Source organism: Bacillus sp. SRL337 (assembly GCF_984799155.1).
The window spans coordinates 4,457,038-4,482,088 of the sequence record NZ_OZ481793.1; the positions used below are offsets into that span (position 1 = coordinate 4,457,038).

Genomic DNA, 25,051 nt, shown 5'->3' on the forward strand with positions numbered 1-25,051 from the left:
CAAGAGGTTCGCAACTCCCGCCCCAATCGACAAAAGAGCATGTCGATAAGGACAAATCTATTGGTTCCTTACTTTGCTGATGAAAAAATCATTGCCCTGTGCGCTTGCCCCAGTCATCTAGGAACGCCTGGATCCCCTTGTCTGTCAGCGGATGCTTAAACATCTGGCTCAAGACTTTGAATGGTGTTGTCGAAATATGCGCGCCCCTTAGTGCCGCATCTGTAATATGCTGCGGATGTCTGATGGAAGCTGCGATGATTTCTGTTTCTATGCCGTGAATGGCAAAGATTTCAGCGATTTTTTCAATCAGTTCCATTCCGTCATGGCCGATATCATCCAATCTTCCAAGGAAAGGAGAAACATATGTCGCACCTGCTCTCGCTGCCAGCAATGCCTGGTTGGCGCTGAAGATAAGGGTTACGTTTGTTTTGATTCCTTCTTTGGCGAATACAGCAACGGCTTTCAGGCCATCTGGAGTCATCGGTACTTTCACCGTGATATTTGGAGCGATTGCTGCCAGCTCGCGTCCTTCCTTAATCATGCCTTCTGCATCAAGAGCAATGACTTCACCGGATATGGATCCCGGTACAAGATTGGCAATTTCCTTTAAACGGTCGTGAAAAGAAATCCCTTCTTCTTTGGCAACCAGTGAAGGATTTGTTGTCACTCCTGAAAGGATGCCCCATTCAAATGCTTCGCGAATTTCTTCCATGTTTGCTGTATCAATAAAAAATTTCATCATAACTTCCCCTTTTTCGACTAAATTTTCAAAACAGTTAAAATGAACGGAAACCGCCTTATAGTGTAAGGCGGTTTCTATAATGGTTTATTTAATTCTAAAGGAAATGGTAGAGCTTTGTAAAATTAAGCTTGGTTTGAAGAACCAAATTCACGCATTTTTCCGATTACGGTCTGCTTGATTGCTTCACGTGCAGGTCCAAGATATTTACGTGGATCGTACACTTCTGCATCCTCTGCAAGGACTTCGCGAACTTTCTTAGCAGAAGCAATTTGGTTTTCAGTGTTTACATTGATTTTGGCAGTACCATAAGAAACGGCTCTTTGGATATCTTTTGTCGGGATACCAGTACCGCCGTGAAGTACAAGAGGTACTCCAGTAGCTGCGCCGATTTCTTCCATTTCTTTGAATCCAAGGTTTGGCTCGCCTTTGTAAGGTCCGTGAACAGAACCAAGTGCAGGTGCCAATGTATCGATACCAGTGCGCTCAACAAGCTCCTGGCATTCTTTAGGGTCAGCATAGATAACGCCGTCAGCCACTACATCGTCTTCTTGTCCGCCGACTACACCAAGTTCAGCTTCAACTGAAACGCCTTTGGAGTGAGCATACTCAACCACTTTTGAAGTGATTTCAATGTTTTCCTCGAAAGGACCATGGGAAGCGTCGATCATGACAGAAGTGAATCCTGCGTCGATTGCTTCTTTACATTTATCATAGCTTGAACCGTGGTCAAGGTGGATGGCAACAGGAACAGTGATATTGTAGTCTTCCATAAGGCCTTCTACTATCTTAACAACTGTCTTGAATCCACCCATGTAACGTCCTGCTCCTTCAGAGACACCAAGGATTACCGGTGATTTCTCTTCTTCTGCAGCCTGAAGGATTGCTTGAGTGAACTCAAGGTTATTTAGGTTAAATTGCCCAACAGCATAGCTGTTTTCTTTTGCTTTAATAAGCATTTCTTTCATTGAAACTAAAGGCATAGTGTATTTCCTCCTTTTATTGAGTCAGTATGTAACTGTTTACCCGTTATCAGTGTTTGCAATTTCATCTGTATAATACCAAAAAGGTCAACAATTTACCAACTGACCGGCCTCATTTCATAAAAAGAAGTACTATTCCGTATTTTCAAATTTATGGAAGGGGTTACATCGTCGCGTACTGTTTCACCGCCTGTCTAATATCATCAATATCGAACGGCTTGGCAAAGTGAGTAATCGCACCCAGGTCTTTCGCCTCCTGAATCATATCCAATTCACCATATGCCGTCATGATGATGACGCGGATATCCGGTTCCTTTTCTTTCATTCTTTTTAATATTTCAATACCGTCCATTCCCGGTATTTTCATATCAAGCAATACCAGATCAAGGTCATGCTTATCCACGATATCAAGGGCTTGAATTCCATTGGCCGCTTGAAACGTGTTGTACCCTTCCTTCTGCAATACTTCGTTCAATAAAATCCGGATCCCAAATTGATCATCAACAATGAGGATTTTTTCCTTCATCTAACCCACCTCTTCCCCTCTTATTCTTACGTGAAACGTGGTAAAAGCTTCCGCTGACGGCAGCTCTTCTCCACGGTTTTTGCTGTCTTATCTTTCTTCCGGACTTATCCGGGGTTTGTTACAGGAAATGATTAGTAAATGATATATTAATCCAAAAGTATACTTCAACATAGGACAGGCAAATTCCTTCTTTTCACGATAATTTTACATCATGCGCTGTGGGAATTATAATTTAAAGTGACCTAAATTGTAAATTCTCATAACACCTTTTTACTAGAAAGGAGTACCTACCATGATTAAAATGTTCACAACCCAGCTTTCGGGTCTTTTTAACCGGATTGCTGATAAGGAGGAGTTTTCTATAGAGGATGGTGCCCGTCTTCTTGCTCAAGCTTCTGTCGGTGAAGGGGATATTTATATAAAAGGGTTTCAGGAAATGGAAAGCATCACTCTTGAAGCACTGTATGGGCAGGAGCCGCTGAACACTGCTAAGGCACTGGATAATTCGGATACATTGACGGAAGCTGACCGCGTCCTTTTGGTTACCCGTTTTTCTAATGATGAAGAACCGCTGGCACTGGCAAAGCAGCTTATTGATAAAGGAATACCCTTTACCGCGGTTTCAGGGGTGGCGGCTGGTGAAGGGGAAAGCCTTGCAGAGCTCGCCGATATCCACATTGATACAAGGCTGGTCAAAGGCATGCTGCCGGGAGAGGAATTGGGCGAACGTGTCGGGTTCCCCTCCAGTATTGCGGCTTTATATATTTATCACCTGCTTAAGTTTTCGCTTGAGGAAATGCTCCAGGAATATTGAGGTTGCAAGGAAGTCCCGGTTTTATTCTGGGACTTTTCATTTTGGTTCCATGAGCGCTCCATGAGGCACCCTGATCCTCCTAATCACTACAGAATTCGGTCCATGAACACTTCATGTGTCACCCTGACTCTCATAATCACCACAAAATTGGTTCCATGATTTCCTCATTGAGCCAGTAGATGCACTGTTCGACGTTTTACCGCCCCGCAAATACACAAAAAGAGCTGCTCCGCACTAACGGATCAGCTCTTCTTTGTATTTCAAACTCTTATTTTGCCTTTTCCAAAGACGCCTGGATGAAGTCGCGGAATAGCGGCTGCGGACGTGTTGGACGAGAAGTGAACTCCGGATGGAATTGTGATGCCACAAACCATGGATGATCAGCGAGCTCGATGATTTCAACCAATCGGCCGTCAGGGCTTGTCCCGGAGAAAATGAAGCCTGCTGCTTCCATTTCTTCTCTGAAATGATTGTTGAATTCATAACGGTGGCGGTGGCGTTCGTACACTACCTCGCCAGCGTAAGCTTCGTATGCTTTTGTTCCCGGGATGAGTTTACAAGGATAAAGGCCAAGACGAAGTGTTCCGCCAAGGTCTTCTATATCTTTTTGCTCAGGAAGCAAGTCGATCACCGGATATGGTGTTTCAGGGTTCAACTCAGCGGAGTGAGCCGTTTCATACCCCAACACGTTGCGGGCATATTCTACTGATGCCAGCTGCATGCCAAGACAGATTCCCAGGAAAGGTACTTTGTTCTCACGGGCATATTTCGTCACAAGGATTTTACCTTCTACCCCCCGGTCCCCGAAACCACCTGGTACAAGGATACCGTCTACATCACTCATCAATTCGTCAACATTCTCTGTTGTCACCAACTCTGAGTTCAGCCACTTCACTTCGACGTCAGCATCGAAATTGTAGCCGGCATGTCTCATCGCTTCTACTACTGAAATATAGGCATCTTGCAGCTCAACATATTTTCCGACAAGGGCAATCTTCGTCTTCTTGCTTAAGTTGCGGACTTTATGGATAAGTTCATTCCACTCCGTCATATCCGGCTCTCTGCAATCAAGCTTCAGGTGGTCGCAAGTAAGCTGATCAAGCTTTTGATCTTGAAGCGCCACAGGAACTGCATATAGTGTATCTGCATCGATCGCTTCAATGACCGCGCGCGGGTCAATGTCACAGAACAAAGCTATTTTATCTTTCATATCCTGAGTCATCGGCATTTCCGCACGTACCACGATAACTGTTGGCTGGATGCCGAGACTGCGAAGTTCTTTTACACTGTGCTGAGTCGGTTTGGTTTTCATTTCTCCGGCAGCTTTGATGTAAGGAACAAGTGTACAGTGGATGTACATAACATTGTCACGGCCGACATCGCTCTTGATTTGGCGGATGGCTTCCAGGAATGGAAGGGATTCAATATCACCGACAGTTCCGCCAATTTCTGTGATCACGATATCTGCATTCGTTTCACGGCCGGCACGGAAAACTCTTTCCTTGATTTCATTTGTAATGTGGGGGATGACCTGAACCGTTCCGCCCAGATAATCACCGCGTCGCTCTTTTTTCAAAACAGTTGAATATATTTTACCTGTTGTCACAGAGCTGTATTTTGTAAGATTTATATCAATGAAACGCTCATAGTGTCCTAAATCAAGGTCCGTTTCCGCACCATCATCTGTTACGAAAACTTCCCCGTGCTGGTAAGGGCTCATTGTACCCGGGTCAACGTTTATATAAGGATCAAACTTTTGGATTGTCACTTTCAATCCTCGATTTTTTAATAATCTTCCAAGTGATGCAGCTGTGATTCCTTTACCCAGCGAGGAAACCACACCGCCTGTTACAAAAATATACTTTGTCATGCAAAGTACCCCCTTCTTCAAGTTAGTTGTCTAAAAAAAGTATGTTCAGCAGTGCTGAACATTAGTCTCTTATGATGAAATTAATACTGAATTTATTTTAATGATGCTTCCTATGTACTGCAGCAGCAGTATGAGAAACAGTGAAAGCTTGCCATCATAAATACAGCATCAAAGGGGTGCAAAAAATAAAAAACGCCCCCGCTTACCGAAGTAAGGGGAGCGTTGGATTCATAATCTGATCCTTTTTTAAGGAGCCCAAATAACATACTACCTTCCTCGACATAAGATGTCAAGAAATGATTATTTGTCTTCTTTGTCCGAATTTTCTTCTTCTTCGTCGGAGTCTTCTTCCTCGTCGTCAAGATCATATTCGTCTTCATCGATCAGTTCCTCATCAATTTCTTCATCATCTGAATCGTCGTCATCATCCAGATCTTCTTCATCATCTGTCAGATCCTCTTCATCCAAGTCATCAAGGTCATCGAAGTCCAAATCTTCTTCATCGAAGTCTTCTTCCAGATCCTCTTCGTCCTTTTTCTTGGCTTTTTTCTTGCGAGGTTTGATTGTCGGAACCGTTTCTTCTTCAATCTGGTCAACCGGGTACCACGCTCTGATTCCCCAGCGGTTTTCTCCCAGCGCAATAAAACGTCCATCTACATTCAAGTCCGTGTAGAACTGGACCATACGGGAACGGACTTCTTCTTTAGATAAACCCAGCATGCCGCCGATCTCTTTTAATAAATCATCGAAGGTCAGAGCCTGCTTTCTATCTACCAGCAATTCATGTGCTAATTCTATGAAAGACATTTGACGCAATTCTTCTGTCGATAATTGCTTTAAACTCATCTAACGCACTTCCTTTCTCTATTTCACATTCTATTAAAAGATGCTATTTTCACATCTATTGCTTACTAAATCGATTTCTGCTCAAGGCACTCGCATTCCCAGGGGCCGGTGAACTTTCTCGGCTGAATAAAGAGCAGACGCGGCAGATCAGCGCTGTACGGATTGGAACGCTCCTGCAAGAGGCTCAACGAACATAAGGGAGTTGATGATGACTTATCGCAAGAAAGGAGACTGAAATCCGCCAGCCGCCATAGCCGGATTCGCCTGCAGAGTTACGTCCAGCAGGCACGTAACCTCAGGCTCACGTTTCACACTAATCCCCGGCGGGCCGAATGCCTTGCGCTCCTAAAATGAGGGCTCCTGCCAAGAGCTTTTCATAGAGGAGACTATTAAATAAAAAAAGATACATTCGTACTCTTTCCCTCATTTATGTAAGAACAAGCAGGGAATCTAAATAAAACAACAATTATGAAAGCAGCCTAAAAGAATGATAAAAGGGCATAATTCACGAATTTGCCTAAAACCATATTATTCATTATAAACAATATGCAGAGGTTTATGCTAGATTTAAGCGGTTTTTCTTTTATTTTTTTCCACAGCTGGGTTCTTGCAAATCTGGATTTTCAGAAGGAATATGAAGAAGGTAAGAGATGAGGGGTCCTATCGCAGGGAATTGCCGGTTCGGCTTACACAAATCGGTGGTCAGGGCAATTCCCCTTTTTCTAAATCAGCATGGCGCTGTTTCATTGCATTTTGGTATATTTCACTAAAAGCCTCGTAAAAGAAGTAAGAAGCCAATAGTAAGAGCGGGATCGCTCCCAGGAGTTTCTGATAAAGATAAAACGATAAGATGAACCCTCCCAAGATCAGGGCATATTTTATAACAACCTTCACACTATTCACTCCTTGCCTATGTCCGATACATATGAAAAATTTCAGTACTCTTTTCCTATTATAGAGGAAATTAACACTATATAATATTAAATCTATGTTAAAAAACAGGAAAATCGATTTAATTCCAGCGTATCACACTTTACTCCTTTAAAGCAGCGGGGGACTGTCCCCCGCTGCTTTAAAGGGGTAAAGTGCTTCGAAAGAAATAAAACGGGTCCGATGCTTCCATCTGGACCCGTTTTGATGGTTACATATTTCTTCTGTACTGGCCGCCCACTTCGTAAAGTGCTCTGGTAATTTGGCCCAGGCTTGCGACTTTGACGGTTTCCATCAGTTCGGCAAAGATGTTTCCGTCATTCACAGCCGCTTCTTTCAGTCTCTTCAATGCTTCGTCTGTGCTGTCCTCATTGCGTCCTTGGAAGCTGCGAAGGTTCGTGATCTGTGTTTCTTTTTCTTCCTTTGTCGCACGTGCGAGTTCCATGGTATCCATCTGTTCTTCGGATGGAGGATTCGGGTTCAGGTAGGTGTTGACCCCGACAATTGGCAGCTCACCGTTATGTTTCTTCATTTCATAGTACATGGACTCTTCCTGTATCTTCCCGCGCTGATACTGGGTTTCCATCGCACCTAACACACCTCCGCGGTCATTGATGCGGTCAAACTCCGCCAGCACCATTTCTTCCACAAGGTCTGTCAATTCCTCCACGATGAAAGAACCTTGAAGCGGGTTCTCATTTTTAGATAATCCATGTTCTTTTGTAATGATCATTTGGATCGCCATCGCTCTTCGGACTGATTCCTCTGTAGGCGTCGTAATCGCTTCGTCATAAGCATTCGTATGGAGGGAATTACAGTTATCCTGCAGCGCCATCAATGCCTGCAGAGTCGTGCGGATATCGTTAAAATCGATTTCCTGGGCATGCAGGGAGCGTCCGGATGTCTGAATGTGATACTTCAGCTTCTGGCTTCGCTCATTTGCACCATACTTATCTCTCATGACTGTCGCCCAAATACGGCGGGCCACCCTTCCAATCACTGTATACTCCGGATCAAGGCCATTCGAGAAGAAGAATGATAGATTCGGCGCAAAGTCATTGATGTCCATGCCTCTGCTTAAGTAATACTCAACATACGTAAATCCATTGGCCAACGTAAAGGCAAGCTGTGAAATCGGGTTTGCCCCCGCTTCCGCGATATGGTAGCCGGAAATCGATACAGAGTAATAGTTTCTGACTTTATGATCAATGAAGTACTGCTGGATATCCCCCATCATACGTAATGCGAATTCAGTCGAGAAGATACATGTATTTTGTCCCTGATCTTCTTTTAAAATATCCGCCTGGACAGTCCCGCGAACGACATTAAGAGTCGCTTCTTTTACATCAGTGAACTCTTCAAGAGTCAGCGTCCTTCCCAGGTCCTCTTCTTTCTTTTTCACCTGCTGGTCGATGGCTGTGTTCATGAACATTGCCAGAATGATCGGCGCCGGTCCGTTGATTGTCATGGAAACGGACGTCGACGGAGCACAGAGGTCAAAACCCGCATACAACTTTTTCATATCATCCAATGTACAGATGCTGACGCCGCTCTCCCCGACTTTTCCGTATATATCCGGACGGTGGTCAGGGTCTTCTCCATACAAAGTGACAGAGTCAAAGGCTGTACTTAAACGCTTGGCATCGTCATCTTTGGACAAGTAATGGAAACGGCGGTTCGTTCGTTCCGGTGTACCTTCTCCGGCAAATTGGCGTTTCGGATCTTCTCCTTTACGCTTGAACGGAAATACCCCTCCTGTATAAGGAAACGCACCAGGTACGTTTTCTTTGTAGACCCAGCCAAGGATTTCACCGAAGTCCTTATAGTTTGGCAGTGCCACTTTGGGGATATCAAGACCTGAAAGGCTCTTTGTCTTCAGCTCGGTGATAATTTCTTTATCCCTGATTTTTGTGATGTACTGGTCAGCCCTGTACTTCTCTTTGAATTCTCCCCATCCATCAAGGACTTTTCTGGATCCAGGCGTCAGTTTTTCCTCTACATTCTTCTTAAGATTCTCAAGGGAAGCAAGTACATCTTCGTTGGTTTCCTGTTCCTTGACCATTTCAATTGCACCTTGAAGCTGGAACAATTTGCGTGCAAGGCGGGCCTGCTCTTCCGCCTTTCTATGGTAATTCCTCACCGTTTCTGAGATTTCCCTCAGGTAATAACGGCGGTCATTCGGAATGATGACATTCTGCTTTTCAACATCCACGTCTTTTGAAAAAGAGGTTGACCATTCCACATCCAATTTGCTGTTGATTTTATCAACGAGTGCGGCAAACAAAGCATTTGTTCCTGGATCGTTGAATTGGCTGGCAATCGTTCCGTATACAGGCATGACATCGAGGTCTTTATCAAACAGCATATGGCTGCGCTGATACTGCTTCTGCACCTGGCGCCTGGCATCTTCTGACCCTTTTCGCTCAAACTTGTTAATGACGATCAAATCGGCATAGTCGATCATATCAATTTTTTCAAGCTGAGAAGGTGCACCGAATTCGCTTGTCATGACATACATCGACAGATCACAGATCTCGGCGATTTCGGCATCCCCCTGGCCGATACCGGATGTTTCAACAATGACCAGGTCATAACCTGCAGCTTTTACCACGTTGATGGAGTCCTGGATTGCTAAGGAAAGCTCTGTTTTCGATCCGCGTGTGGCCAAACTTCTCATAAACACACGATTGTTGAAGATGGCATTCATGCGGATACGGTCACCCAAAAGGGCCCCGCCGGTTTTCTGCTTTGTCGGGTCGATCGACAGGATGGCCACTTTTTTCTCAGGAATTTCATTCAGGAAGCGGCGGATCAATTCATCTGTAAGGGAACTTTTCCCGGCACCGCCTGTACCTGTGATTCCCAGAACAGGGACGGTGGCAGCCATTGACTTCACTTCTGTGAGAACGGATTGTGCGGTTGCAGCAGCTTCTTCGTTGGTGTTGATCTGATATTCAGCAAGGGAGATCATCTTAGAGACGGTGTTGATGTCTCCTGCCTGCAATTTTTCCAGCTGCTCGCCTACTGAAGAAGTGACGGTAGGGAAATCACACTCTTCAATCATTTTGTTGATCATTCCCTGCAGACCGTGCGTCCGGCCGTCTTCAGGAGAAAAGATCCGGGCAATCCCATAATTATGAAGCTCCTTGATTTCACGAGGGATGATCACCCCGCCCCCGCCGCCATAAATGCGGATATGGGAAGCTCCTCTTTCCTGTAAAAGATCATACATATATTTAAAGTATTCAACATGTCCGCCCTGATATGAAGAGATTGCGATTCCCTGTACATCTTCCTGGATTGCGGCATTGACGACTTCTTCAACCGACCGGTTATGACCGAGGTGGATGACCTCTGCCCCGCTGGCCTGAATGATTCTTCTCATGATATTAATGGAAGCGTCATGTCCATCGAACAAGCTGGATGCTGTCACAAAGCGGACATGGTGCTTGGGTTTGTAAATTTCAACCGTGCTCATATTTCTCCCCCTGTTCGTAAATAATTCGTGATTTGCGATCAAGGCGAACGGCCCCGCAGGCGGGTATTCTGTGCTATCCCGCCAGTTCGAGTCCATTAACCCCTTCGTTCCATTCGTAAAAACAACACCTGATTACAGGAAACAGCCTATTCTAAAAACCCAGTGACACCTGAAAAAAGCAGGTCTGTCTGAATTTCGATATATTGTTCCAATGTGTATTTTTTCTGAAGTGCCCAGCGGCGGAACCCCCACATCTGCCCCTGGACGAAGATGTTCTGGGCGAGAAGGTGGATTCTTGGTTCATCCAGCACCAGCTCGCCGTTTTCACAGCATCTTTTAATCAATGTCTCAAACATGCCCACCATCTCAAGTTCCTTTTGCAGTACATATGGAAGGGCATCCTTCGAAAGGGATTTGGCTTCCTGATACATGACCAGGACCTCATCCTGCAGGTTATCCATGACACGGAAATAATGATCGATGCCCAATTTCAGGCTGACCAGTGTTCCCTGTTCGGTGTCCATCGCCTGCAGCTGTGAGCGCACCTGTTCATAGATGCTGTCACAAACGAGGTACAGGACGTCTTCCTTTGTCCTGATATATTCATACAGTGTGCCGATACTGAAACCGGCCGCTTTGGCAATCTCTCTAGTCGTTGTCCGATGAAACCCCTTAAGCTTGAAGAGAGAGACAGCCCCGCGGACCATTTCATCGCGGCGCCTTTCTACAAGCCTTTCATCTTTGACAGAAGCATGGACTTCCCTCTTTTTATTCACTTTAACCGACCGCCTTTTTTGACCACCTTTTCTCCCTTAAAAAAATTCCCCTTTGAACTTTGTTGCTTTTGGATGAATGGTTGATTTTTGCTTTTGGGTTGCGACTACGCGGGGGCTGGCGGTTGACCTCTTTGACTGCGCCCGCCTGTATGGCCTCACCTGACCCGCAGGAAGTCTCCCACCTTACGCTCCAATCAACGCTTATAAAAGCAAAATCTAAAATACAAGTGATAGTACTACTGCATTTTAGTCTATAGGCAAGTCTTTCAAGCTGCCTTTATCTTTTTGAGAATTTACTTCGTCACCATACGAGAGATTACGAGACGCTGGATTTCCTGTGTTCCTTCGTAGATCTGCGTGATTTTCGCATCGCGCATGTAGCGTTCGACTGGATAATCTTTTGTATAGCCGTAGCCGCCGAAGACCTGGACTGCTTCTGTCGTCACTTTCATTGCTGTATCACCGGCCATCAGCTTGGACATTGCTGATTCCTTGCCGTAAGGAAGGCCTTCCGATTCCAGCCAGGCAGCCTGGTACGTCAATAAGCGGGAAGCTTCAATGCTTGTTGCCATATCTGCAATTTTGAAGGAAATCCCCTGGTTGGCTGCAATCGGCTTCCCGAACTGCTCACGCTCCTTCGCATATGCGATGGAAGCGTCCAATGCACCCTGTGCGATTCCGACTGCCTGTGCAGCAATTCCATTCCGGCCGCCGTCAAGTGTCATCATCGCGATCTTGAAGCCTTCTCCTTCTTTGCCGAGCATGTTTTCTTTTGGCACGCGGCAGTTATCGAATACAATTTCAGTTGTTGGTGATGAACGGATGCCGAGTTTCTTTTCCTTCTTGCCGACCGAGAAGCCTTCAAATCCGCTTTCAATGATGAATGCTGAGGTTCCTCTTTGGCGTTGAGATGGGTCTGTCAAAGCAAAGACAACATAGATATCAGCAATGCCGCCGTTTGTGATGAAGATCTTGGAGCCATTTAAAACATAGTGGCCGCCGTCAAGCTTCGCCGTTGTTTTCATTCCGCCTGCATCAGAGCCTGAAGCTGGTTCTGTCAAACCATAGCCGCCGATTTTCTCCCCTTGCGCCATCGGCTTCAGATACTTTTGCTTTTGTTCTTCATTACCAAATTTGAAGATCGGCCATCCAGCTAATGAAGTGTGGGCAGATAACGTTACACCCGTTGAAGCACAAACCCTGGACAGCTCTTCTACTGCGATACAGTAAGCAAGGTAGTCACTGCCGATCCCGCCGTACTCTTCCGGCCAAGGTATACCCGTCAGGCCAAGCTCCGCCATCTTGTCGAAAAGTTCACGGTCAAAGCGCTCTTCCTCATCACGCTCAGCAGCCGTCGGTTCCACTTCGTTTTTCGCAAAATCGCGGACCATCTTACGGATCATTTCATGTTCTTCTGAAAGTTTAAAATTCATTTCTCTTCCCCCATTTGTCTGTTTAGTAGGATATATTGTTTGCAGCGCGCTTTAATACTTTAAAGTAACAGGGGGACTGTCCCCACTTGCTTTAGAGTGGTAAAGCACATCCGGATTTATTTCAAGAGTTGTTTGCCTATGACAACCCGTTGGATTTCGCTTGTTCCTTCGTAAATCTCGGTTACCTTAGCGTCACGGAAAAGCCTTTCAACGGGATATTCTTCGGTATAGCCGTATCCGCCATAGACCTGGATGGCTTCTGTGGTCACCTCTACAGCTGTTTTGGATGCAAAGAGCTTGGCGATGGAGGCTTCTTTTCCACAATTCACACCTTCGCTTCTCATATTGGCTGCACGATAGACTAATAGTTTTGAGGCTTCAACACCAGTAGCCATATCAGCCAGCTTGAAGCCGATACCCTGCTGAGCTGCAATCGGTTTGCCGAACTGGACACGCTCTTTTGCATAAGCCGTTGAATGTTCCAATGCAGCTTCGGCAATTCCAAGTGCCTGTGCAGCAATCCCGATCCTGCCGACATCAAGGTTCGCCATCGCAATCTTAAAGCCCTGTCCTTCTTCACCTAAGAGGTTCTCTGCAGGAACCTTCATATCTTCGAAAGTCAGCTGGACCGTCCTTGAGCCATGAAGACCCATTTTTTGTTCATCTTTTCCGATAACGAGTCCGGGTGTATCTTTTTCAACAATAAATGCAGAAACTCCGCGGCCGCCTTTTTCCGGATCTGTCGAGGCGAAGACGATATAGACATCTGCCTCTCCCCCGTTTGTTATAAAGACCTTGGCCCCATTTATCACATAATGGTCATCTTTTTTGACCGCACGTGATTTCAATCCGCCTGCATCTGACCCGGCTCCGGGTTCCGTCAGGCAGAATGCACCGAGATATTCTCCGGATGCCAGCTTCGTCACATAATTTTGCTTTTGTTCTTCTGTACCGAAGTAAAGGATTGGATTCGTTCCCACCGATGTATGCACCGACAAGATGACTCCCACCGTTGCACTTACCTTGGATAATTCATGAATTGCACTGATATAGGAAGTGAAATCCATCTCTGATCCGCCGTACTTCTCAGGAATCGTGATTCCCATCAATCCGAGGTCTGCCATCTTTTTAAGAATTCCCCTCGGAAACTCGCCTGCTTCCATTCTTTCAACAAATGGAGCTATCTCGGTCTGCGCAAAGTCGCGGACCATCTTCCTCATCATTTGCTGTTCCTCTGTAAACCGTAAATCCATCCTGATTCCTCCCTGATGTTTGGTAAAGAAAAGCGTAAGCACCCTGTTCAACGGCATATGGACCAGACCGGCTCCGCATGAGATAAAGGAAACACAACAAACAGATGAGTTGATGTTGACTTATCGCCAGGAGGAGCCTTGTAGTACCCCAGTCTCCAGGATGATTGGAGCCAGACACTATTCCCTTCAAGAACTTATACTGTTTTTTCCTTTAAAAAAGGATTGCCGGATGCCCGTGTAAGTTGCGGCTGCACCCTAATCTGACACAAGCTTCCCCACACTTGTTCTTATTCGTACGTATAGAATCCACGGCCGGTCTTTTTGCCGAGCCACCCAGCTTTCACGTACTTGCGAAGCAGCGGACATGGGCGGTATTTGTCGTCGCCGAACCCTTCGTGAAGGGTTTCCATGATGTACAAGCAAGTATCCAGTCCGATAAAATCAGCCAATGTGATCGGTCCCATTGGATGGTTCATCCCAAGCTTCATCACTTCATCAATCGCTTCTTTTGTCGCAACCCCTTCGTAAAGTGTATAGATTGCTTCGTTGATCATCGGCATTAATACACGGTTGGAGACGAATCCAGGGAAGTCTTCCACTTCGACGCCGACTTTGTTCAAGGTCTTCGTCATATCTTCAATTTCCTGGTAGACTTCGTCTGATGTTGCAAGCCCACGGATAATTTCAACCAGCTTCATCACCGGGACCGGATTCATGAAATGCATGCCGATTACTTTTTGCGGTCTGTTGGTCGCCGCGGCCACTTCCGTAATTGGTAGAGAAGAGGTGTTCGTGGCCAGGATTGTGTGTTCTGGAGCGATGTCATCCAGCTGTTTAAAAATGTTTGTCTTGACTTCCATATTTTCAATTGCCGCTTCGATGACAAGGTCAACATTGCTTGCGTCCTGCAAGTCCGTTGACTGAGTCAGATTTGATAAAACCTTCTCTTTGTCTTCTTCGGTCATCCTGCCTTTTTCGACGGAGCGGGAGAGGTTCTTAGTGATGACGCCCATTCCCCTTTGGACAAAATCTTCTTTCAAATCGTTGAGTTTTACCTTGAATCCTGCTTGGGCGCAGACCTGGGCGATTCCCGATCCCATTTGTCCTGCCCCTATGACCATTACACTTTTGATACTCATATTTTTTTCTCCCCTTTGTTTGGATCATTGAGTGGTGATTTTGATTTATCGGCGTTTTTGTGGTGTTTATCGGCGTTTCCGAGTGGTTTTTCGGCGTTTTTGCATTGTTTATCGGCGATAATTGAATTCTATCGACCAAGCGACAAATTCCGACACCACTGCGCCCATCATCACATCAGGCTCAGCATTTTAATTATTTCTTCGGGACCTCGATCATGATGGCGTCTCCCTGGCCGCCTCCTGAACAGATGGATGCGATACCAATTCCACCGCCGCGTCTCTTCAGTTCGTATGCGAGCGTCAAGATGATTCTCGCTCCGCTTGCCCCGATTGGATGTCCAATCGCAACAGCACCGCCATTTACATTCACTTTATCTTCATCGAGGTTGGCAATCTTCCCGCTCGTCAATGCTACTGCGGCAAAGGCTTCATTTATTTCAAATAGATCAATTTCTTCTAATGTTTTTCCTGTCTTTTTCAACAGTTCATTGATGACTAATCCTGGAGTTTGCGGAAAATCTTCAGCTTCCAAAGCAATGGCCGTATGGCCGAGAATGTAGGCTAATGGTTCTTTCCCTTCTTTAGAGGCGCGTTCTTCACTCATCAGGACCATTGCTGCCGCTCCATCATTTACTCCTGGTGCGTTGCCGGCTGTAATCGTCCCGTCCGAGCCAAAAACAGGGGACAGTTTTGATAGTTTTACTATGGATGTGTCTTTTCTAGGTGCTTCATCACGGTCAACTGTGATTGGATCTCCCTTCCGCTGTGGTACTTGAACCGGCAGAATTTCATCTGAAAGAATGCCTTCTTCTGTGGCTTTTACCGCCAACCTATGGCTGCGTTCTGACCAGCGGTCCTGGTCTTCACGGGATATCTCGAATTCAGTTGCTGTGCTGTTTCCATATGTCCCCATGTGGACATTGTTAAAGCTGCAAGTCAACCCATCATGAACCATCATGTCCTTGACTTGAGAATCACCCATTCGCAATCCCCAGCGGGCCTTTGGCAAAATATATGGCGCGTTGGACATGGACTCCATTCCGCCGGCTACAATGACTTCACCATCTCCAGCACGAATGATCTGATCGGCCATCGTCACACTGCGCATACCGGAGGCGCAGACTTTGTTGATGGTTTCTGTCCTAACATTCCAAGGAAGACCCGCATGGCGGGATGCCTGCCGGGATGGAAGCTGCCCCTGGCCCCCCTGAAGAACTGAACCAAGGATGAGCTCTTCGACTTCATTTCCGTCTACTCCCGCTCTTTTTAATGCTTCTTTTACAGCGAACCCGCCAAGTTCGGAGGCAGTAAATGTACTTAAGCTTCCGCCAAATTTACCAAAAGGTGTACGAGCACCATCAAGAATGACTGTTTTTCCCATTACACTCTCTCCTTTTCTATGGTTCTATCATTTTCAATAAATGTTACCGCTTTCAAAATTTCGACTGAACGCTCGCTCAAATTCACGAAGTAAAGAAAAGGCCTGGCAGCCATAACATCGAATCGATACTATTTGGGACCAGACCCTTTTTTTCTTGAAAAAGCTATTGGTTGATTTCTGCTCCAGATGTCCGACTCCGCGGGGCGGGCGGTGAGCTTCCTCGGCTTCATAAAAAGCGAAGCGGCCGTTCAGCGACGTACAGATTGGATGGCTCTCGTATGAGATAAAGGAAACACGACGAACATAGTTGAGTCGATGCTGACTTATCGCAAGAAGAAAGACCGGCATCTGCTAGTCGCTGGCCGCTGGAGCTGGCTTCGCCTTGCGGGGTTACGTTCCAGTGGGTACGTAACCTTGGTCTCACCTATCAAATGCAGAAGCGGCGTTCAACGACGTACAGATTGGAGGGCTCCTGTATGAGATAAAGGAATCACAACGAACGAAGTGAGTTGATGATGACTTATCGGAAGGAGGGAGTCTGAAATCTGCTAGTCGTTGGCCGCTGAAGCTAGACGAGTCCCGCTAGTCCCGCAGGAGGTCGGACACCTTCCGCTCCAAACAAACGAGCATTTGCTAATGGCTTCAATAAAATTCTTACTAAAAAATTCATTAAAATAATATTTTGTAAGCCTTTACCATTCTATTTTAATGCAAAAATAGTATGAATGGAATGACTAAACTGAAAATTATCACTTTTGAAATATCCGTTATACAGGGTTGTTGAGTTCACCGGGGGACAGCCGCCCCTTTATAACAATAAACAAAAAATTTCGTTACTACTTCATATGAAATGGCTCTTTACTATTCATTAAGACGCAATCGTTGTATCTTTCGGATCACCGCAGACTGCTTTTTCAAGCAATTCGGCCACATCCAGCGTGGATACGTTTTCTTCCACTTCTTTCGCTTTCGTACCATCTGAGAGCATCGTCAGACAGTAAGGGCATCCGGAACTGATGACAGACGGGCTTGTTTCCAGTGCCTGTTCGGTTCTGGCGACGTTGACGCGGTGGCCTTTGTCTTCTTCCATCCACATCAAGCCTCCGCCGGCGCCGCAGCACATGCCGTTTTGTCTGTTCCGCTCCATCTCAACAAGGTTGACACCTGAAATCGCTTTAAGGATTTCACGCGGCGGTTCATAGACTTCGTTATATCTGCCAAGGTAGCAGGAGTCATGGAACGTGATGGTTTCATTGACCTCGTATTTCGGCTTCAAACGGCCATCCCTCACAAGCTCAGCCAGCACCTCGGTGTGGTGATATACGTCTGCTTCAAGGCCAAAATCCGGATACTCATTTTTAAAAATATTATAAGCATGCGGATCGATCGTGATGATCTTCTTGACTTCATTCTTCTCAAACTCCGCAATATTGGCTGTTGCAAGCTCTTGGAATAAGAATTCATTACCAAGTCTGCGCGGTGTATCTCCGGAGTTCTTCTCTTTGTTTCCGAGAATCGCAAATTTGACGCCGGCTTCGTTCATAAGCTTGGCAAAGGAAAGGGCGATTTTCTGGCTTCGGTTATCAAAGGAGCCCATGGAGCCTACCCAGAACAGGTATTCAAATTCTTCTCCGGCTTTTTTCATTTCTTTTACTGTCGGGATATGAACATCTTCACGTCCCTCGCGCCAGTTTTCGCGTTCTTTACGGTTAAGCCCCCAAGGATTTCCTTGGCGCTCGATGTTCTGCATAGCGCGTTGTGCATCGGCATCCATTTTTCCTTCTGTCAGCACCAGGTAACGGCGAAGGTCGATGATTTTATCGACGTGCTCGTTCATGACCGGACATTGGTCTTCACAGTTACGGCATGTCGTACATGCCCAGATTTCTTCTTCTGTAATGACATCGCCAATCAGGCTTGGACTGTAAGCGGCTGAGGCTGCAGATTCCTGAGCCCCCTGCCCTGCAGCAGCCATTGCCAGCTGGTTGCCCTGCGTATTGTTGAACGCCATCGTTGGCACCCAAGGTTTCCTGGATGTGACGGCTGCTCCATGATTTGTTAAATGGTCTCGAAGCTTTACAATCAAGTCCATCGGGGAAAGCATTTTCCCTGTCCCTGTTGCCGGACACATATTGGTACAGCGGCCGCACTCGACACATGCATAGAAATCGATCATCTGCAGCTGATTGAACTCTTCAATCTTGCCCACCCCGAAGCTTTCAGCTGTTTCGTCCTCAAAATCAATCGGCTTCAACTTCCCTGGATTGTCCAGGCGGTTAAAGTACACATTCGCCGGCCCTGCAATCAAGTGAGCATGCTTGGATTGCGGTACATAAACAAGGAATGCCAGCAGGAACAGCAAGTGAATCCACCAGGCAACATAGAAGATGGCAATGGATGCCGTCTCACCGATCCAGCCAAGCCCGCCAGCAACCAGCGAGGCAATCGGTTCGGTCCAGCCAAGCTCTTCACCATGCCAGATCAGCCCCATGCCGTTACCAACAAGGACGGAAAGCATCAATCCACCGATAAAAAGAAGGACAAGCCCTGATTTGAATCCTCTTTTTAAACGGACAAGCTTTTCAACATAACGGCGGTGGAACGCCCATACGACGGCTACCAGAATCGTCAGTGTAACGATTTCCTGGAAGAACGTGAATCCCGCATACAACGGTCCCAACGGCAAATGCGATCCAGGTGCTAGCCCTTTCCAAATAAAATCGATCGCCCCGAACTGGACCAGAATAAATCCATAGAAGAACATGACATGTATGGCACCGCTCTTCTTATCCTTCAAGAGCTTCTTTTGGCCAAACACGTTTACGGCGATCTTCTTCATTCTTTCTTTGACGTTATTATCAAATTCTGCCTTTTTACCTAATTTGATGTATTCAATCCGTGTCTTGACAACATATACAAATAAACCGACTGCGTAAGCGGTTACAAGAATGAATGCAATCCAGTTTATCCACAACAAAACGCCCATCTTTCAGACTCTCCCTTCTTTATTCCGTGATTTCTCCCTTTGTTGCAAATTTTAAAAAGGAAATAATATTCAGAATGTTCCTTACTTCCATTATATACTGAATGAGCATTCAGTCAATCCTTTTCAGCTATTTTTTCCGTAAATTCGGACAGGTTCTCAGGGACTAATTCATCTAAAAAGCCGGCTATCTGCCGCACTCCGTTTCCCAACCGGTTTCAAAGGGAAGATGAATAATGATTAATTGGACATACTATGATGTACCAGTAGTGAAAGAGTGATAATTATGTGGATTGTAACCATTTTATTGATTTTGGCTGTACTGATTGCATGGTGTATTGCCGACTTCCATTTCGGGCGCAAAAATTTTGTCAGGAATGCTTACAGAAGGGACTACCAGAAAAGGTACAGTGACATGGAGCTGATTTCTACCGGCCCTGCTTTTTTTGAAAGAATGTTTTCGGATATCAAGAACGCATCCTCCTCGATTCACAGCCTGTTTTATATAGTGGAAAATGACCACCTCGGCCGGCAGTTCTTTGACCTGCTGATTCAAAAGGCCAAAGAGGGGGTTGAAGTGAGGCTCCTTATGGATAGGATCGGCAGTTTCAAAATCCGCACAAAACAGGTAAAAGAGCTGCAGGAATACGGCATTCAAGTATATTTCGCGGAAAAGCCCAAGCTTCCTTTTCTTTTCTTCTCAACACAGCAGCGTAACCATCGAAAAATCACCATCATTGATGGAAAGGTCGGTTACCTGGGAGGCTACAACGTCGGCAAGGCCTATATCGATGAAGATCCGAAGCTGTCTCCTTGGAGAGATTACCATATGAGAATGGACGGGGAAGGCACCGCTGATTTACAAAAGGAATTCTGCATCGATTGGAAGCGGGCTTCAGGAGAGGATATTTTAAACAAACCATTCTATTTCCCTGAACTTGAAAAAGGAGCCGTTGAACACCGCTTCTTCCCGTCAGAAGGATTTAAAATCGAGAGCCAGTTTGTCAGTTTCATCACCAATGCTAAGAAGTCGATCTTTATCGGCACTCCCTATTTCATTCCTTCAGATGAAGTGATGGATGCCCTGGTCAAAGCCCTGAAGCGGGGAATAAAGGTTACCATCATAACACCTGAACGTCCGGATCATCCACTCGTGAAGGAAGCAGCATTTAAATATTTCCGCAGGATCATCCCCTTGGGAGCAGAGGTTTATCATTACCAGAACGGATTTTACCATTCCAAGCTGATCATCCTGGATGATGAATTTTGTGACCTGGGAACAGCCAATTTCGACTTGAGAAGTTTTTATGTCAATTTGGAATTGAACAATTTCACGTATACCCAGTCATTTGTGGATGAAGTCCGTGTCGAAGTTCAAAAGGACCTTGAAGGGTCTACATTAGTGGAGCTGCATAAGCTTAACTCTGTCAGCATATTCACCAGATTTAAAGAAGGCATCGCGTCTATGATTTCGATATTATTATAATAACCCCTTCTCCTGAGGGGACATATTTTTTTACGGGAGTGAAACGATGCAATTACGACTTGGATTTGTCGCAAACGCCCTTGCTTTGTGGGATGCAAGCCCCTCGAAAACGATGACATTCAAACGATACAGTGAACTTCCTGAAGATGAACGGGATCAGAAGCTGCGGGATGTCACATCGATCAACCTGGAGCACACAAAGCGGATCCTTTATTATCTTGCCGCCCATGAAATCCCTCTTTACCGGATGTCGAGTTCCATGGTCCCTCTTGCGACCCACCCGGATGTGAAGTGGGATTTCGTCACGCCTTTTCGCAGTGAATGGGAGGAACTTGGCCGCCTTATCAAGAAGTTCAATATCAGGACAAGCTACCACCCGAATCAGTTCACCCTGTTTACAAGCCCGAAGGATTCAGTAACGGACAATGCCGTTGAAGATATGATCTTTCATTATAAAATGCTTGAGGCAATGGATGTCCATGAGGAGTCTCTGATCAATATTCATATTGGCGGCACTTATGGGAATAAAGAAGAAGCATTAGCACGGTTTCATGAAAATCTGCGGAAGCTGCCCGCTCATGTAAAAAAAATCATGACCCTTGAGAATGATGATAAAACCTATACAGTAAAAGAAACCCTTGAGGTGTGTGAAAAAGAGGGAATTCCCATGATCCTTGACGTTCACCATCATGAAGCGAATCCAAGCCCGGAGCCGCTTGAACAGTACTTGCCGAGAATTTGGGATACTTGGAAACACCGCAGCCTGCGCCCGAAAATCCATGTATCCTCGCCGAAATCGGAAAAAACTTTTCGCTCCCATGCTGATAATGTCGATATTGACTTTGTGCTTCCCTATCTCAAAATGTTGAAGGAATTGGATAAAGACATTGATATAATGATTGAAGCGAAAAACAAGGATCTTGCCATGCTGAAATTGACGGAGGAGATTGCCAAAATCCGCGGGGTCAAAAGGCTGAGCGGAGGCATGTTGAACTGGTAGCAGAAAGGAATGCATATGAAAAAGAAGATATGTTTATCGTGGAGCGGCGGACGCGACAGCATGGTGATGCTCGACCGGCTTTACGCTTCATCTGAATGGAAGCCGGCAGCACTCTTGACCACGGTGGCCGAAGAGGAACAGAGGGTCATGATGCACGACGTCCCGCTTTCACTGTTGAAAAAACAGGCAGAGTCATTAAAGCTGCCGATTCTGCCTGTCCTGATGAAACACGGAGTAAACAATAAGGAATACGAAGCAGGATTGAAATCAGCATTGGGCTCTCTTTCGGACCAAGGGATCGAAACTATTGCCTTTGGGGATATTTTTCTGGAAGATATTAAAGCTTACCGTGAAGAGCAGATGAAACAGACATCGCTTCAGCCCGTATTCCCTCTCTGGGGAGATTCCACTGCATCGTTAAGCAGGGAATTCATCAGCAAAGGCTACAAAGCGATTTTGGTCTGCGTTGACAGTTCCCAGCTCGATTCCTCCTTTCTTGGACGGGAATTTGACGATGAGCTGCTGCAGGACCTTCCCGAGGGAGTGGATCCATGCGGTGAGAACGGGGAGTTTCATACATTTGTCTACAATGGCCCGCTGTTTGAGCAGCCAGTGGATTTTCAACTTGAAGAAACCGTTGAGAAGTTCGAGAGATTCCATTATTTGCATATTAAATAAACACAACCCGGCAGACGCAGTGTCTGCCGGGTTGTGTTTGGACTTTTTGGGGTGTCTGGGTACAAAACGGGCTTTTTATACCACACAAATCACCGGTTTTTTACCAGGCATCCGCTGTTACTTCATCATGGATTCAATCATCGGCTGCACCCAGGCATACACTCTGAAACCCAGATAGATGCCGATAATGCCCGCGACTCCTGCAAACGCAGGGGGAGCAGGTATCGGCAATTTTAAAAGAGCAAAAATGAAGCCGGCAATAAATCCGGTTAAAATAGCTAATAATACCATCTTCATGATCGATAGAACCTCCCCTGTCATCGTCGAATTGTTTATAGGTTACCCTTTAAAAAGCAAACTATTTTCCACTCTGTATCCTGCTGCTTTTTTTAGGTGCAAAAAAGACGGCGAAGCCCTGAACTTCAGCCGCCTTTTAGCTGCTTACATTCTTTCAGGTGCGGCAACACCGATCAATTCCAGCGCATTCTTCATCGTGATGCGGACTGCTTTAATCAACGATAAGCGTGCTTTCGTCAATTCGATGTTCTCCATATCCAATACTTTTTCAGCATTATAAAAGCTGTGGAATGTGGAAGCCAGCTCATTGATATAGTTCGCTACGCGGTGAGGCGTTCTCTTTGCAGCGGCATCCGCAACGATTCCCGGGAAGTCCCCAAGTTTCTTCAGCATCTCAATTGTTTTTTCTGCCTTCAGCAGCGAGTAATCTGCACCGTCTTCAAAGCTGATGCCCTGCTCTTCTGCCTGGCGCAGGATGCTGCAGATACGGGCATGCGCATACTGTGCATAGTAAACCGGATTTTCGTTCGACTGAGATACAGCCAGGTCAAGGTCAAAATCCATATGCGTGTCGGCACTTCTCATCGCGAAGAAGTAACGGACGGCATCCAGTCCAACTTCATCCACCAGGTCACGCATTGTGACCGCTTTACCAGTACGTTTACTCATCTTCATCTTCTCACCGTTCTTGAACAGGTGAACAAGCTGAATGACTTCGACTTCCAGTTTCTCACGGTCATAGCCAAGAGCTTCAATGGCGGCTTTCATACGCGGGATGTATCCGTGATGGTCAGCACCCCAAATGTTAATCAGGATATCGTGTCCGCGTTCAAATTTGTCGCGGTGATAAGAAATATCCGGTGTCAGGTATGTGTAAGTTCCGTCATTCTTGATCAGGACCCGGTCTTTGTCATCTCCTAACTCAGTAGAACGGAACCAGGTAGCTCCACCTTCTTCGTACACATGGTCATTGTCTTTTAACGCTTTTAGCGCATCATCGATTTTCCCATTCTCATAGAGAGATGTTTCTGAATACCAGACATTGAAAGGAACCCGGAAATCCTCAAGGTCTTTCTTCAGTTTAGCCATCTCATATTTCAATCCGTACTCACGGAAAAATTGGTAGCGCTCTTCTTCCGGTGCGTCAATGTATTTGTCGCCATACTCATCAGCAAGTTTCTGGCCGATCCCAATGATATCCGCTCCCTGATAGCCGTCTTCAGGAACAGGCTTGTCATGGCCCAGTGCCTGGAAGTAACGTGCTTCTACCGAAAGAGCAAGATTATGGATCTGATTGCCTGCATCATTGATGTAGTATTCACGTGTAACTTTATATCCTGCTTTATCCAGTACATTGCAGAGTGAATCTCCTACGGAAGCACCGCGGGCATGTCCAAGGTGCAGGTCACCGGTAGGATTGGCGGAAACGAACTCAACATTAATTCTTTCCCCATTGCCGGCATCGGAACGGCCGTATTCATCGCCTGCTTCCAAAATGTTGGATACCAGTTCTGTCAGGTACTCATTCTTCATAAAAAAGTTAATGAATCCAGGTCCGGCAATATCGACCTTTTCAATTGAAGCTGCACCTTGGTCAATGTTGGCCGCAATATCATCGGCAATCATTCTTGGCGCTTTTTTCGCAACACGCGCAAGCTGCATCGCCATGTTGGTGGAGTAATCCCCATGTGATTTTTCCTTCGGTGTTTCAAGGATGACGTCCGGCAGTTGATCTTCCGTTGCCAATCCGGCCTTTAGGACCGCTGACTTAATCTCCGCCTTTAATTTGTCTTGTACTTGTTCTGCAATATTCATTATTTTAATCCTTCCTCCTTGTACGAAATGTCCATCTCATACTTTCCGACCGGGCTTCCCTGCATATATAACTGGTAGGATAAGTTGATTTCACCGTCATTCCTGTTTCGGTCTGCGGTGTGTGTAAACTTCGAAGTCTTTGTCGTGATCATCAGGGTTCCAAGCTGGCTTTCATAGGAACCGGCATGTTCTTCGCCTTGTTTAAAAACCATCCTCATCTTCACAGCACCACTGCGAAGGATCAAGGCTTCCTCGTCTCTCTTGATCTTCACAATCGTATGTATCGTTCCTTCTTCTTGTACTTCGTCATATTTCAGATAAAAAGAATCCCCTTTTTCATAGTATCTTCCATTTGAGAACAATTCAAAAGAGTCTTTTTCATCGCCGTGCTGTATGCGGGTTTTCAAGTGAATTTTGACATCCGTCTTTTCAGTTCCTCCACCTCTCAAACCTCTCACATCCTTTGTATGATTTCTGCGTTTCCTAAACGTACATTCTTAACTAACTAAGTATAAAAATAATCAGCTTAAAATGCAATGAAACGGCAGGAATTCGGTTATTTCAGATTGTTTTGGATTAGTCTTGAGGAGTTTGGTCTGCAGGCAGCTGAGTTTGGGCGTTCTG

Annotated in this window: 20 protein-coding genes; 4 read left to right on the forward strand and 16 right to left on the reverse strand. The window is 45.9% G+C overall.

Annotation, left to right across the window (positions count from 1 at the left end; translation table 11 throughout):
- Nucleotides 1-88: 88 nt before the first annotated feature.
- From fsa to AC4E8A_RS22325, 3 genes are all read right to left on the reverse strand, one after another.
- Entirely contained in the window at nt 89-739 is a 651-nt protein-coding gene (gene fsa, locus AC4E8A_RS22315; RefSeq protein ID WP_490198962.1) for a fructose-6-phosphate aldolase, read from the reverse strand.
- A gap of 125 nt (nt 740-864) precedes the next feature.
- Complete coding sequence (locus tag AC4E8A_RS22320; protein WP_490195996.1) at nt 865-1,722, reverse strand: class II fructose-bisphosphate aldolase; 858 nt, start codon at nt 1,720-1,722, stop codon at nt 865-867.
- 163 nt (nt 1,723-1,885) lie between these two features.
- On the reverse strand, nt 1,886-2,248 hold the full coding sequence (locus AC4E8A_RS22325; RefSeq protein WP_490195997.1) for a response regulator: 363 nt from the start codon (nt 2,246-2,248) through the stop codon (nt 1,886-1,888).
- Between the two features lie 292 nt (nt 2,249-2,540).
- Here AC4E8A_RS22325 and AC4E8A_RS22330 point away from each other — a divergent pair, with 292 nt between their 5' ends.
- Nucleotides 2,541-3,062, forward strand: coding sequence for a DUF2529 domain-containing protein (locus AC4E8A_RS22330; RefSeq protein WP_490195998.1), 522 nt, complete (start codon nt 2,541-2,543; stop codon nt 3,060-3,062).
- Between the two features lie 268 nt (nt 3,063-3,330).
- On the opposite strand, the gene pyrG is transcribed toward AC4E8A_RS22330, so the two are convergent.
- The 10 genes from pyrG to AC4E8A_RS22380 form a co-directional block, all read right to left on the reverse strand.
- Entirely contained in the window at nt 3,331-4,932 is a 1,602-nt protein-coding gene (pyrG, locus tag AC4E8A_RS22335) for a CTP synthase (protein ID WP_490195999.1), read from the reverse strand.
- Nucleotides 4,933-5,232: 300 nt separating this feature from the next.
- Nucleotides 5,233-5,778 carry a DNA-directed RNA polymerase subunit delta gene (rpoE, locus tag AC4E8A_RS22340; RefSeq protein ID WP_490196000.1) on the reverse strand — a complete coding sequence of 182 codons (546 nt, stop codon included), beginning with the start codon at nt 5,776-5,778 and terminating at the stop codon, nt 5,233-5,235.
- A gap of 702 nt (nt 5,779-6,480) precedes the next feature.
- Entirely contained in the window at nt 6,481-6,672 is a 192-nt protein-coding gene (locus AC4E8A_RS22345) for a hypothetical protein (RefSeq protein ID WP_490196001.1), read from the reverse strand.
- 247 nt (nt 6,673-6,919) lie between these two features.
- Nucleotides 6,920-10,186, reverse strand: a complete 3,267-nt coding sequence (gene icmF / locus AC4E8A_RS22350) for a fused isobutyryl-CoA mutase/GTPase IcmF (protein WP_490196002.1) — start codon at nt 10,184-10,186, stop codon at nt 6,920-6,922.
- Nucleotides 10,187-10,332: 146 nt separating this feature from the next.
- Nucleotides 10,333-10,962, reverse strand: coding sequence for a TetR/AcrR family transcriptional regulator (locus AC4E8A_RS22355; RefSeq protein WP_490196003.1), 630 nt, complete (start codon nt 10,960-10,962; stop codon nt 10,333-10,335).
- Nucleotides 10,963-11,255: 293 nt separating this feature from the next.
- Complete coding sequence (locus AC4E8A_RS22360) at nt 11,256-12,395, reverse strand: acyl-CoA dehydrogenase (protein ID WP_490196004.1); 1,140 nt, start codon at nt 12,393-12,395, stop codon at nt 11,256-11,258.
- A gap of 116 nt (nt 12,396-12,511) precedes the next feature.
- Nucleotides 12,512-13,648 (reverse strand): acyl-CoA dehydrogenase, encoded by a 1,137-nt coding sequence (locus AC4E8A_RS22365; protein WP_490196006.1) that lies wholly within the window; start codon nt 13,646-13,648, stop codon nt 12,512-12,514.
- A gap of 287 nt (nt 13,649-13,935) precedes the next feature.
- Nucleotides 13,936-14,787 carry a 3-hydroxybutyryl-CoA dehydrogenase gene (locus AC4E8A_RS22370; RefSeq protein ID WP_490196007.1) on the reverse strand — a complete coding sequence of 284 codons (852 nt, stop codon included), beginning with the start codon at nt 14,785-14,787 and terminating at the stop codon, nt 13,936-13,938.
- Between the two features lie 193 nt (nt 14,788-14,980).
- Nucleotides 14,981-16,168 (reverse strand): acetyl-CoA C-acetyltransferase, encoded by a 1,188-nt coding sequence (locus AC4E8A_RS22375; RefSeq protein WP_490196009.1) that lies wholly within the window; start codon nt 16,166-16,168, stop codon nt 14,981-14,983.
- 868 nt (nt 16,169-17,036) lie between these two features.
- Complete coding sequence (locus AC4E8A_RS22380; RefSeq protein WP_490196010.1) at nt 17,037-19,154, reverse strand: 4Fe-4S dicluster domain-containing protein; 2,118 nt, start codon at nt 19,152-19,154, stop codon at nt 17,037-17,039.
- 283 nt (nt 19,155-19,437) lie between these two features.
- Here AC4E8A_RS22380 and cls point away from each other — a divergent pair, with 283 nt between their 5' ends.
- Genes cls through AC4E8A_RS22395 form a run of 3 tightly spaced genes read left to right on the forward strand, consistent with a single transcriptional unit; the run spans nt 19,438 to nt 22,315 of the window.
- On the forward strand, nt 19,438-20,637 hold the full coding sequence (gene cls, locus AC4E8A_RS22385; RefSeq protein WP_490196011.1) for a cardiolipin synthase: 1,200 nt from the start codon (nt 19,438-19,440) through the stop codon (nt 20,635-20,637).
- A gap of 46 nt (nt 20,638-20,683) precedes the next feature.
- Nucleotides 20,684-21,637 carry a UV DNA damage repair endonuclease UvsE gene (uvsE, locus tag AC4E8A_RS22390; protein ID WP_490196012.1) on the forward strand — a complete coding sequence of 318 codons (954 nt, stop codon included), beginning with the start codon at nt 20,684-20,686 and terminating at the stop codon, nt 21,635-21,637.
- A gap of 15 nt (nt 21,638-21,652) precedes the next feature.
- A complete protein-coding gene (locus tag AC4E8A_RS22395; RefSeq protein ID WP_490196013.1) occupies nt 21,653-22,315 on the forward strand; it encodes a Dph6-related ATP pyrophosphatase in 663 nt (220 codons plus the stop codon).
- A 117-nt stretch (nt 22,316-22,432) separates the two neighbouring features.
- Here the strand turns inward: AC4E8A_RS22395 and AC4E8A_RS22400 are convergent, their stop codons facing one another.
- From AC4E8A_RS22400 to AC4E8A_RS22410, 3 genes are all read right to left on the reverse strand, one after another.
- Nucleotides 22,433-22,612, reverse strand: a complete 180-nt coding sequence (locus AC4E8A_RS22400; RefSeq protein WP_490196014.1) for a XapX domain-containing protein — start codon at nt 22,610-22,612, stop codon at nt 22,433-22,435.
- 144 nt (nt 22,613-22,756) lie between these two features.
- Nucleotides 22,757-24,427: an arginine--tRNA ligase gene (gene argS, locus AC4E8A_RS22405; protein ID WP_490196016.1), complete on the reverse strand. Its 1,671-nt coding sequence runs from the start codon at nt 24,425-24,427 to the stop codon at nt 22,757-22,759.
- On the reverse strand, nt 24,427-24,885 hold the full coding sequence (locus AC4E8A_RS22410; RefSeq protein ID WP_490196017.1) for a YwiB family protein: 459 nt from the start codon (nt 24,883-24,885) through the stop codon (nt 24,427-24,429). The genes argS and AC4E8A_RS22410 overlap by 1 nt, the downstream gene beginning before the upstream one ends.
- Between the last annotated feature and the right edge of the window lie 166 nt (nt 24,886-25,051).